Origin of the sequence: Coleofasciculus sp. (assembly GCF_046539235.1) — a bacterium.
In the GTDB taxonomy this organism is placed as follows: domain Bacteria; phylum Cyanobacteriota; class Cyanobacteriia; order Cyanobacteriales; family Coleofasciculaceae; genus Coleofasciculus.
On record NZ_JBKHHI010000029.1, the window covers coordinates 16,435 to 27,489 of the forward strand.

The following is an 11,055-nucleotide window of genomic DNA, read 5'->3' on the forward strand; positions in this document are numbered from 1 at the left end:
AGAGCTGGAGATATTGTTATTGCACGACGTGGTGTGATGGGTCGTTGCGCTGTTGTACAAACAGAACAGGAAGGATGGCTTTGTGGTACAGGTTCTATAATTCTTAGGGTTCAATCCAAAATCTTACCTAACTATCTTAAATTGTTCCTATCTAGCCCCACTACTGTTAAAGCTTTGGAGGCAAATGCAGTGGGTTCAACTATGATAAATATAAATCAGAAAAGTCTACTGGCACTTCAACTTTCACTACCGACTATTCAGGAGCAACAGGAAATTGTTCGTCGTGCTAGCACTCTTTTAACCTATGCCGATCGCATTGAAGCTCGCTATCAAAATGCCATTACACGAGTCGAGCAGCTAACACCTACTTTGTTGTCTAAAGCATTTCGTGGTGAGTTAGTGCCACAAAATCCTAATGACGAACCCGTTTCAGTGCTACTTGAGCGCATTCGCGCCGAACGTGCAGCACAACCGAATAAACCAAAGAGAGTTGTCAATCGCAGTAAATCCAATATGACCAAGATATCTAGTCAATCGCTAAAAAAGCTTATTCATCAACTCCCTAACAATACATTTTCATTTGATGAATTGTATAGTGATATAAATAAAAAAATGAGTGGAGATTATGATTTAATTAAGGATATATTATTTGCATTGCTTGATGAATCTGAGCCAAGCATTATCCAGATATTTGATTCAGAAACGAATGCAATGCGTTTTATGAGGAGGTATCAATGAAGCTTTTGCGAGTCTGTATTATTGCGGCTGAGACTTGTGGTGGATTACTGGATGATGTAAATGTGGGCTTGCGAAGCCCATTGAATGACTATTCTTCATTTGATCCCTTGTGCCTTATTGGACCCAATGGCTCAGGAAAATCTCAGTTTTTGCAAGTCATAGCTGAGATATTTCAGTCAGTATTTCATACTTGTATCAGTGAGGAAGAGCGTATTGAAGGTAATCCCGATATTCAATTTGAAATTGAGTATTTTATTTACCCAGAAGAGAACCAGCCGCCTATTCGCGTCCGCATATCACGGGAAGCTGTTAACAAGAAACGTCCACCCCTCATAATCCAGAGAAGAAATGAACTTGAGACTTATATTGATCAGCTCCAGCGATGTGCTACCTGCTATACCTACGACGATAAAACAGAAACCTATATATTCGATTACTGGATTAATGAGCATACGAGAGAGGCATTTCGTTACTTTTGGGGTAATGCCCTTAATCTTTATTCGTCATTTCATAAACTTGCCATGTTAAATGACTTAGTGTTATCAAAGAAGACACGCGATCGATTTCGGAGAGATACAAGAACAAGACGATTTGCTTCGCGCCTTCCTAAGCGGCTGTATTCCGAATGCTACACAGACACTGCAAGAATGGCGATGAACGACTTATTCAGTTTATTAAGAATGTTGTCGGTATAAGCGTTTAGTGCGATCGCGCTTTCCTGACGATGCTCTTGAACGTACTATTTCGACTGGCGTTTCGACTAGGGCGGCTTCGATGTGCGCCACAGTAGCAACACCTGGGGAATCTGGTCTTTTTGTTCTTTGGTAAGTGTGGGGTAAAGGGTACATGTCAGATTGGACAGAATGTTCACCTAACCGCTCTCGTTGGGTTACTCTACCCTTCGGGTTCTCCTAGGCGAGTACGAGAAGGCGAGAGCCTACGTTCCAAGGGTCCAACCTACTCCTACAAAGGTGACAAGCATCATGAATGTCCTCTCTATTGGGCGCGATCGCTCTCCTTTACTCACCTGAACCTACTTCGGGCTGTTCGACAACGGTTTTGGGGTTAGCCTAATTTAACAAGAGTGAAGCCAACAGACAAATTGCCATAAGCTGTTGCTCTAATATCACAAGCTATTTGTTTTTGTCAATGAATCAGTCTTGAAACCTACTGATTCATTTGCTCACAAGCGCCAATACTCACCCAGGTACTGGCACCATTTGCCCAATGTTCTTTTTTCCAGATGGGAGCGTTATGTTTTAAGGTATCAATGGCATATTTACAGGCAGCAAAGGCTTCGGAACGATGGGGACAGCCGACGGCAACTAAGACGCTAATTTCGCCAATTTGTAGGCGTCCGATGCGATGGTGAATGACAACGCGATTGACATCAGCCCACTTCCCTCGAATGTCTTGGGCAATGGTGGCAAAGACGCGCAATGCCATAGGTTCGTAGGCTTGATATTCCAGTGACACAACGGGTTTGCCTTCGGTTTGGTTACGCACAGTGCCACTCATGACGACGACTGCACCATTTGCAGGATCATCTGCGAGGGTATAGACATCGGCGAGGGATAGGGGAGCAAAGGTTATGGCGAAGTTATCATTGGTTTGTGGTTTTTGGGGAGAGGCGATAGACATGGTTACTTTGCGGGTAGATGGAGAATATTTTCTTTTTAGCGCACAGGTGGAGGGAGATTCCAATATTGCTGCGATAGACTCTAATTGATATTTTGTTAGTCCGCTTGGTTTTTACGTTAAAACCATCACTGTGCGGATGGAGCCGCGGCGAATGATGCGCCGTGGGCGTAGGGGTAGACGGATTAACCGTAAGCTAGCCTACCAAGACCGGGCGCATAGAGAGAAGCGGTTTGACTAGCTATCCCTCCTGAGCTGGCAAAGGATCTGCTGAGGGAGGGGTTTCACGGAAAATTACGATGACCAGAGGATGCCTTAAGCGATGCTAAGCGTGATATAACGTTTTGAGGATAGTAGCATTCTGAAGGGTTGTGGTGAGTTTGGGGCAATCAATAATAAGCTGTAAACTAATTTAGCTGATCTCTTGCTGACGTACTGATAATTGTGCTTAATGACTAATCTATGCGGCATCTCCTCCCATACTTATTCTCTTATGTCCAATCTGTTGTTTAACAGGTCTATCGCAGGGTTTTAATGGAAACCTATCTAAATCATCCAACCTTTGGTTTACTTTTTCGCGTTTGCATGGTTGAAGACAACCAGGAACTGTTCACTACCCTTTACGCCCAGCGTCTATTTTTTTTGGTGACGACAGGCTCGAATGGTTTGGCGTTTGAACCGATTAGTCGTTCAGATGCTCGCCATTTAGTGGAAAATCGTCTCCGCATTTTCCGTCGTATGGGTGCATCCAAAGATTTTGAACAGCTTCAGAAAATTCATAAGCAAACGTTCCAATGAGCAGTAGCAGTTGATTTTTGGATGATTCACTCTCTCTCGTGACTCCCTTATTGCTCATCTCACATCATGACAGGCTCAATTACAGAACGTATTGCTCAGATTCACCAACAGCTACCGCCCGACGTGCGGTTAATTGCTGTGACTAAACGAGTATCGGTAGAGGCGATACGCGAAGCCTATCAAGCTGGCGTGCGAGATTTTGGCGAGAGCCAAGTTCAAGAGGCGGCGGCTAAACAGGACGAACTTCAAGATTTGCCTGACATTACCTGGCATTTGATCGGACATCTTCAAAGCAATAAGGCAAAAAAAGCTTTAACTCAATTTCAGTGGATTCATTCCTGTGACAGCCTCAAGTTAGCCCAGCGACTGAATCAATTAGCTTGTGAGTTGGCTGTCACTCCCCAAATCTGTCTCCAAGTCAAAATTATGCCTGATCCCCATAAATACGGTTGGACGAGACCGGAGTTGCTAGAGGCTCTACCTGAACTGGATCAGTGTAAAGCGTTGCAAATTCAGGGGTTAATGACGATTCCACCGTTGGGATTGTCCCCCCAGGAAACTCTGGGTGTCTTTGAGCGGACTCGTGATCTGGCTAATGAAATTGGACAGCAAAATTGGTCGAATTTGCGAATGCATCAGCTTTCTATGGGAATGTCAGAGGATTACGCCCTAGCCATCCAAGCGGGTGCAACGATGGTACGACTCGGGCGAATTATTTTTGGTGAACGCGGGGATTAAGTCGGTGAGGAATGGAGTTATTAATTAGCATCATGAGTAAGCAACTGCTGTATAGTGCCAAAATAACTCTTATGATAAGTATTGTCTTGTAAGTAATCCCTGAGTGTTTTCACCGTTATGGGCATAGAACTACCCGTTTGATTAGAAGCGGGTGTATACTAAGGGCTTACTTTTGACAAGCTCCGGTGGTAGGAAATGTTAGGCGATCGCGGGGTAAGCTAGCCGTTTGCTTGAGGTTTTGGTCTCAACCCGCAAGAGTGAAAGACTGATACCTCAACGAGGGTCGATTCTAGCGTTTCCCGACAAACCCTAAAGTTGTGATGGAGAGTAGATCTAATGAACAATATTTTTAACAAGCTGCGAGATTTTGTGGTCGGTCCTAATGATCCCGAATATGAGTATGAATACGAGGACGTAGATGGAGAGACGTATCAAAATCTATATCAGCAAGAACCACCTATGCCAGCGCCTGCGGAGGAAGAACGTCCTCCTCGACGTCGGGTTCGGGAACGTCCTGTTGTAGGATCGGATTCAGGAATGGGAGCGGTAAACATGAATAATGTGATTGGTATGCCGGGAGCGGTAAACGGGATTTCGGAAGTCGCCGTGATTGAGCCGCGTTCGTTTGAAGAAATGCCCCAGGTGATTCAAGCCCTGCGAGAACGCAAGTCTGTGGTTTTAAATCTAACCATGATGGACCCCGATCAAGCTCAACGGGCAGTGGATTTTGTCGCGGGCGGAACTTATGCGATTGATGGTCATCAAGAGCGCATTGGTGAAAGTATTTTCTTGTTTACACCAAGCTGTGTACAGGTAAGTACTCAATCGGGTGTCATTCACGAAGTTGCTGAACAAACTCGTGGGTCACGTTCAGCCCCTCCTCCCAGTTGGACGTCTGAGCCGGAACGTATGGCTCAGTAATTCAATTGAGATTGTCGAACATCGAATGTCCGTTCACTAAAGGAAGGGTGGGTGTCTATCAAACTTGGCATAATCGGCGGCGGGGTAATGGGAGAAGCGATCTTATCCCGCCTGATCGCACAGCAAGTTTATCGCCCTGATCAGGTGCTGGTCAGTGATCCCCAAGCCCAGCGACGAGAGGATTTAAGCCAACGCTATGGGGTTAATGTCACCTCGGATAACGGGGCGGCGGCGGAAGCTGAGGATGTTTTACTCTTGGCGATTAAACCTCAAGTGTTTAAGGTGGTAGCGAGTGAGTTGGTGTCAAACAATGACAATCATTCCCCAGCTTCGGAAAACCTACCAGTGGTGATTTCGATTTTAGCGGGTGTGTCTCTCAGGAAACTCGAAGCCGTATTTGAGCATCAGCCAGTCATTCGGGCGATGCCCAATACCCCAGCCACGGTAGGAGCAGGAATAAGCGCGATCGCACCCGGTAAAACTGTCACGGCTAACCATTTAGAACAGGCAAAAACTCTGTTGGGTGCAGTGGGTGAAGTCGTGGAGGTGTCGGAATCCTTAATGGATGCGGTAACCGGATTATCGGGATCGGGACCGGCTTACGTGGCAGTGATGATTGAAGCCTTAGCTGATGGGGGTGTAGCCGCCGGACTACCCAGAGCGATCGCGTCTAAATTAGCACTTTCGACGGTATTGGGAACAGCGCAACTGTTACAGGATAAACAAATCCATCCCGCTCAACTTAAAGATCAAGTGACAAGTCCAGGTGGCACTACAATTGCTGGAATTGCTGAATTGGAGCGTTCTGGTTTCCGTTCGGCGCTGATAGAAGCTGTACAAGCCGCTTATCGGCGCTCTCAACAACTGGGTCAATAGGATTGTTATTCCTCATACTCGCTCTTCGAGAAGGAAACTAAGTTATAGACGATGCCGCCTCATTATTCTTGGATTATTCCCATCTATAACGAAGAAGAAACCCTCCAGGAAATGTATCGTCGGATCAGCGCTGTAGCCGATCGCATGGATGGGGTGGTGGAAATTATTTTAATTAATGATGGCAGTCGCGATCGCTCAGTACAGATCATCCGAGAACTTCACCAACAGGACAAGCGAGTCTGTTATCTGAGTTTGGCACGCAACTTTGGGCATCAGATAGCGGTAACGGCAGGTCTGAATTTTGCCCGGGGTCAAGTTATTGTTGTTCTAGATGCAGATTTGCAAGATCCACCCGAGTTGATCCCCGATATGGTGGAAAAATGGCGACAAGGCTATCAAGTGGTTTATGCTCAGCGCATTAAACGTCGTCAGGAACGTGTGTTTAAGCGCTTCACCGCTTATGTATTTTATCGTCTACTCAAGTCTCTAGCCGAGGTGGATATTCCCACAGATACGGGTGATTTCTGTTTAATGGATCGGCAAGTTGTAGATTTGCTCAATGCCATGCCCGAACAAAACCGCTACATCCGAGGCTTGCGATCGTGGGTGGGTTTTCGGCAGACTGCCATTCGGTTTGAACGTGATCCCCGTTTTGCTGGGGATGTCAAATACACATTTCGTAAATCCTTGGCGTTAGCCGTGAACAGTTTAGTCTCATTCTCTAAAGTACCGTTACGACTATCCACATATATCGGATTGCTGTCGGCGGCGTTAGCTTTATTCATGTCAGTGTTAGTCCTATACTGGCGTTTAGCCTCACCTAATTCTCCCTTAACAGGATTTGCCACGATCGCGATCGCCATTTTCTTTCTGGGTTCCGTTCAGCTTATCAGTATCGGCATATTAGGCGAATATATTGGGCGAATTTATGAAGAGGTCAAAGCTAGACCCCTTTACACCTTAGCAGAAGTGGGTGGTTTCCCTGATCACTCTCGATCCCCAATCCGTTAATTTTGTCAACACTCTAGACTTAATAGACATTCAAATTAAATATGCCCAAAAAGTATAACTATAACTTTAGGTTATCTAAAAATCCTTGGCGTCTCTTAATTATTGTATTATTAGTTCTCGGTATATTCTTTCGATTTGCCAACCTGGAACAAAAACCCTATTGGGGTGATGAAAGCCTCACCTCACAACGAATTTCTGGTTATACCGATCAAGATTTTCAGGCAATAGTCTTACAAGGCGAGGAAATGAAGGTAGTCGAAGTCCAAGACTATCAGCGTCCCAGTCCCCAAAGAGGCTTAATGGATGCCATAAATGCTTTTGTGAAACATGGCGAACATCCACCCCTCTATTACTTGATGGCGCGATTTTGGATGCAGTTATTTCAAAATATCGTGACTACACCCAGAAGTTTGTCGGCTGTTATTAGCTTGGTGGCAATGCCTTGCATATATTTACTGTGTTGGGAACTATTTGAGTCGTCATTAATTGGATGGGTTGCCATCGGACTTCTGGCGATTTCTCCCCTTCAGATACTCTATGCCCAAGAAGCACGGCAGTACAGCCTCTGGACAGTGACTGTATTATTATCAAGCTGGGCATTGCTGCGAGCTATGCGTCTCCACAGTAAAATGAACTGGGGAGTTTATGCTGTAACTCTGGCACTGGGATTCTATACGCATCTGATTTCTGTAATCGTTGCGATTGGACATGGCATCTACGTACTTGTCCATGACAGCTTCCGATTTAGTAAAACGCTGATCGCTTACTTGCTGGCATCTTTGGCAGGGTGCTTACTTTTTCTCCCTTGGATTGGGGTGATGATCGCTGATTCACAAGTCGAGAATCCATCTCCAGGCTGGAGTAAAACGCCTACACCACTGCCATCTTTAGTTCAAAGTTGGCTGGTGAATATTAGTCACATTTTTGTCGATTTAAATGATAGTTTTGTTTATGGGAACTTATGGATTTATGCCCTGACATCCATTCTCGTCTTATACGCTATTTACTTTTTATGTAATCACACACCCAAGCGGGTTTGGCTGTTTGTCTGTCTATTAATCGCAGTCCCCGCGTTATTTTTAATACTACCGGACTTATTAGGGGGAGGAAGACGCTCGACTCCGCTGCGATATTTTATCCCGTCTTCTTTGGGCATTCAGATAGCAGTTGCCTACCTACTTTCTAGTAAGATTACTCCGGGTATAAATTTAGGAAATTGGCAACAGAAGCTATGGCAGATAATTACAGTTGTTATCGTTTCAAGTGGAGTTTTTTCTTGCGCCCTCATATCCCAATCAGATACATGGTGGACGAAAGGTCGAGAATACTATCATACTGAGGTGGCTAAGATTGTTAATCCAACAAACCAGCCCCTGGTTATAGCAACATGGTTCGATATCCGTACTCTCAGTCATTCACTGGCTACCCATGTTGTTCTACAAGATATTCGCCCGCTGCAAGAGGTTAATTCTGTAGGCAAGGGTTTCAGTAATGTATTCGTGTACCAGTCTAAAGCAGCATTGGACTATTTACTTAAAGAAAATCCCAACTATACAATAGACAAAACCTGGAAATGGAAACGGCAAACAACCCCGGTTAATACAACTCAAACGACTCTATGGAAATTAAAGATTGGAGAGGAAAATTATTAACTAAACCATGAATTTACCTTTTACTCATGCTAACCGCAAAACAGCACAGATTCATGCTGCCATATTCTTAGCCAGTGTAATTACAGTCATTGCAGCGCTGACTCTACTGATAGTTTTGGCTCATACAGTGGCGACGACAACGATTCCCTTCGATAGCGATGAAGCTGAACACGCGGTTGATGGTTGGCAAGTTTATCATAGCCTGATTAGGCTTAATTTAGGAGACTTGTTTCAAGCGGTTACCAGCCAAGCATTCTACCCGTTTATCAACTCATTCTTCGTTGCGATCGCGTACTTGTTGGCTGGAGCTAGTGTTGTCTCCAGTCGTATACCATCAGTATTACTCTTCGCACTTACAGTGTTTGGCTTAGGCTGGCTCACCTTGAGGATTGCTCAACGACAAGAAGACGCCGTGAACCCAGCCGATCAATGGTTTCCCTGGACAGGTGCTATTTTCGCGATCGCCCTAGCTATTACCAGCCCGATTTTTGTCACCAATGCAGTCATTTGTATGCTGGAAATGACGGGTGCGCTGCTAGCCGTTCTGCTAATGCTGATTGGGGCTCAGATTGATCAAATCCGCCACCAAGGTTCACGCCTGATCGGGATGGCGATCGCGGCTTTCGTGGTCATGGCAATTGTGTTGACTAAATACTCCTTCGGCTTATTCTACATACCTGGACTACTCGCCGCCTTAGTCACCGCCACCAAACCTGGGAAATTGGGTCGTCAAGTCTGGCTAGAAACAACTGTAGTTCTGGGTATCTACGCCGCGGTCTTGCTTTTATGGATTTTGGTCACGGATCGAGCAACAATGTGGATGTTCTTTACCAATCACCCCAGCTACGTGGACGTTTGGTCTATCGAGAATTTCCTCTACTACCCCATTGTCTGGCTTAACGAATACTCAACCAAAAAGCCAGTCGGACTTCTTTCCCTCACCTTCGCCGTCATCGGCGCTGTTCGCTATTGGAAACATCTATCGGTGCGGGTGGCGGTTTGGTCTGTTTTGGCTGCAACCGTCGTACTCGGGATTTCAACGACCAACTCTCAACGACATATACTGGTTATCGCACCGGCAATCTGGATGCTGGCTGGACTGGGACTCGTTCAGGTATTGCAATGGCTTGGTCGTAGAACAGAGACTCGCCCCTTCGTTGTCGGTACAATCGGATTGATTTGGGCTTTACTGATTGTTTGTGCCATAGAACCTGCTTCACAGCTACAGCCTCGATTGATAAAAGTGTTTGAAGGGTTACCCGTCTATGCCGAAATGCAGGAGTTCGGACTGCAAGAGGTTGACCTAAATCGACCTGTTTTGCTACTAGGATTCAATAATGATCAATATAATCTATTGGCTATTCGCTGGCGTGCCGCCGTACTTTCTGGCAAGCGCTTAGAGGATATCAACATTGATCAGTTTCCCTTTGAACAGCGTGAACGCTATCTGCGGCGCACGGGTCGCAAGCCTCAGAAAGCTAGCGTTGATCCCAGCTTTCCCCGCCAACCCTTGGATGCTATTCTCGATAGGGACTATTACGCTTACATTATTGAGACTCGTAATCTGCAAGAGCAATCCAGCATTCTCCATTCTGAGCAACATTCACTCGACAATTATCCTACGGTTGCCCAGCAATTCTATCCCTGGTTAGTCACGGTCTACAAGATAGAAAATCAAGACCATTCGTTTAATTCGTGAACGGAATTATCAATATGCTAGCTGGCTTACCGTTACTCTCATTATTGCTTCTATTTCTAATTTTTCAGTATCCAGGTCAAGACTGGCGGGGTTCTGTCTTATCCGCAGCGATTGTCTGGGGAGTTTTGATCACGGTATTGACTGAGACGTTAAGTCTATTTAGAGTCTTGACATTTAGTTCAGTATTAGTCTTGTGGCTGATTACAGATATCGCACTCTTGTTTATCTATTATCGACTGGTTAAGAGAGGAAAGCGATCGCTAAATTTCCCTGAACGCCCCAAACTAACCCCAGTCTCGCTGGTTTTGCTAGGCAGTGTCGTCTGTATTGTGGTGACAGTGGGTTTAATTGCTGTGGTAGCGCCGCCGAATAATTGGGATTCTATGACCTATCATCTGGCGCGGGTGGTTCATTGGATACAAAATCGCAGTGTTGCCCATTATCCTACCTACTATTCGGCTCAATTAGTTCACCCCCCATTTGCCGAATTTGTGATCATGCACTTACAGATTCTCAGTCGGGGCGATCGTTTGGCTAATTTGGTGCAATGGTTGAGTATGGTTGGCAGCATTATTGGCGTATCCCTAATTGCTAAACAACTGGGTGCAGATCAACGGGGGCAAATTTTCGCGGCGATTTTCTGCGCTACGATTCCGATGGGAATCCTGCAAGCGTCCAGCACTCAAAATGACTATGCTGTCGCTTTTTGGCTAGTTTGTCTTGCCCATTATATTCTGTTGGCATTGCCCGAAAAAAAGATTCCGCTTCCCTTAGTTATAAGTATTGGCACTAGCTTAGGACTGGCTGTTTTTACCAAGAGTTCAGGCTATATCTATGCCTTTCCTTTAATGGTTTGGTTTTTCCTGGCGAAACTAAACCGCCTACGCTGGAAATTATGGAAACCAATAGGTATCATTACTCTTGTATTTTTAAGCCTGAACTGGGGTCATTATTCACGCAACTTTGATTTGTATGGAAATCCCA

The 11,055-nt window shown here is 45.4% G+C and carries 9 protein-coding genes and 2 pseudogenes; 10 read left to right on the forward strand and 1 reads right to left on the reverse strand.

Going from position 1 to position 11,055, the window contains the following annotated elements; all coding sequences use genetic code 11:
* Positions 1-6 precede the first annotated feature (6 nt).
* Both ACLFWI_RS04765 and ACLFWI_RS04770 read left to right on the forward strand, forming a co-directional pair.
* Positions 7-738: pseudogene (locus ACLFWI_RS04765) on the forward strand (restriction endonuclease subunit S); the annotation flags it as partial.
* Entirely contained in the window at positions 735-1,433 is a 699-nt protein-coding gene (locus ACLFWI_RS04770) for a hypothetical protein (RefSeq protein ID WP_446411970.1), read from the forward strand. The pseudogene ACLFWI_RS04765 and the gene ACLFWI_RS04770, both read left to right, overlap by 4 nt.
* 472 nt (positions 1,434-1,905) lie before the next feature.
* Here ACLFWI_RS04770 and ACLFWI_RS04775 read toward each other — a convergent pair whose 3' ends face one another.
* Positions 1,906-2,379, reverse strand: coding sequence for a molybdenum cofactor biosynthesis protein MoaE (locus ACLFWI_RS04775; protein WP_446411971.1), 474 nt, complete (start codon positions 2,377-2,379; stop codon positions 1,906-1,908).
* A 531-nt stretch (positions 2,380-2,910) separates the two neighbouring features.
* Here ACLFWI_RS04775 and pipX point away from each other — a divergent pair.
* The 8 genes and pseudogenes from pipX to ACLFWI_RS04815 form a co-directional block, all read left to right on the forward strand.
* Complete coding sequence (gene pipX, locus ACLFWI_RS04780; RefSeq protein ID WP_446351273.1) at positions 2,911-3,174, forward strand: transcriptional coactivator PipX; 264 nt, start codon at positions 2,911-2,913, stop codon at positions 3,172-3,174.
* Positions 3,175-3,240: 66 nt separating this feature from the next.
* The gene (locus ACLFWI_RS04785) at positions 3,241-3,912 is read left to right on the forward strand and encodes a YggS family pyridoxal phosphate-dependent enzyme (protein WP_446411972.1); all 672 of its coding nucleotides are present in this window, start codon (positions 3,241-3,243) and stop codon (positions 3,910-3,912) included.
* 336 nt (positions 3,913-4,248) lie between these two features.
* Positions 4,249-4,833, forward strand: coding sequence for a cell division protein SepF (locus ACLFWI_RS04790; RefSeq protein ID WP_446346916.1), 585 nt, complete (start codon positions 4,249-4,251; stop codon positions 4,831-4,833).
* Positions 4,834-4,884: 51 nt separating this feature from the next.
* A complete protein-coding gene (gene proC / locus ACLFWI_RS04795; RefSeq protein ID WP_446411973.1) occupies positions 4,885-5,709 on the forward strand; it encodes a pyrroline-5-carboxylate reductase in 825 nt (274 codons plus the stop codon).
* A gap of 51 nt (positions 5,710-5,760) precedes the next feature.
* Positions 5,761-6,720: a glycosyltransferase family 2 protein gene (locus ACLFWI_RS04800; protein WP_446411974.1), complete on the forward strand. Its 960-nt coding sequence runs from the start codon at positions 5,761-5,763 to the stop codon at positions 6,718-6,720.
* 41 nt (positions 6,721-6,761) lie between these two features.
* Positions 6,762-8,372, forward strand: a complete 1,611-nt coding sequence (locus ACLFWI_RS04805) for a glycosyltransferase family 39 protein (RefSeq protein ID WP_446411975.1) — start codon at positions 6,762-6,764, stop codon at positions 8,370-8,372.
* A 7-nt stretch (positions 8,373-8,379) separates the two neighbouring features.
* On the forward strand, positions 8,380-10,071 hold the full coding sequence (locus tag ACLFWI_RS04810; protein WP_446411976.1) for an ArnT family glycosyltransferase: 1,692 nt from the start codon (positions 8,380-8,382) through the stop codon (positions 10,069-10,071).
* Positions 10,068-11,055 (forward strand): annotated as a pseudogene (locus ACLFWI_RS04815) (ArnT family glycosyltransferase); the annotation flags it as partial. The gene ACLFWI_RS04810 and the pseudogene ACLFWI_RS04815, both read left to right, overlap by 4 nt.

Coding starts and splice junctions, on each gene's coding strand:
- ACLFWI_RS04770 (WP_446411970.1), top strand. CDS start 735: ATGAAGCTTTTGCGAGTCTGTATTATTGCGGCTGAGACTTGTGGTGGA.
- ACLFWI_RS04775 (WP_446411971.1), bottom strand. CDS start 2,379: ATGTCTATCGCCTCTCCCCAAAAACCACAAACCAATGATAACTTCGCC.
- pipX (WP_446351273.1), top strand. CDS start 2,911: ATGGAAACCTATCTAAATCATCCAACCTTTGGTTTACTTTTTCGCGTT.
- ACLFWI_RS04785 (WP_446411972.1), top strand. CDS start 3,241: ATGACAGGCTCAATTACAGAACGTATTGCTCAGATTCACCAACAGCTA.
- ACLFWI_RS04790 (WP_446346916.1), top strand. CDS start 4,249: ATGAACAATATTTTTAACAAGCTGCGAGATTTTGTGGTCGGTCCTAAT.
- ACLFWI_RS04800 (WP_446411974.1), top strand. CDS start 5,761: ATGCCGCCTCATTATTCTTGGATTATTCCCATCTATAACGAAGAAGAA.
- ACLFWI_RS04805 (WP_446411975.1), top strand. CDS start 6,762: ATGCCCAAAAAGTATAACTATAACTTTAGGTTATCTAAAAATCCTTGG.
- ACLFWI_RS04810 (WP_446411976.1), top strand. CDS start 8,380: ATGAATTTACCTTTTACTCATGCTAACCGCAAAACAGCACAGATTCAT.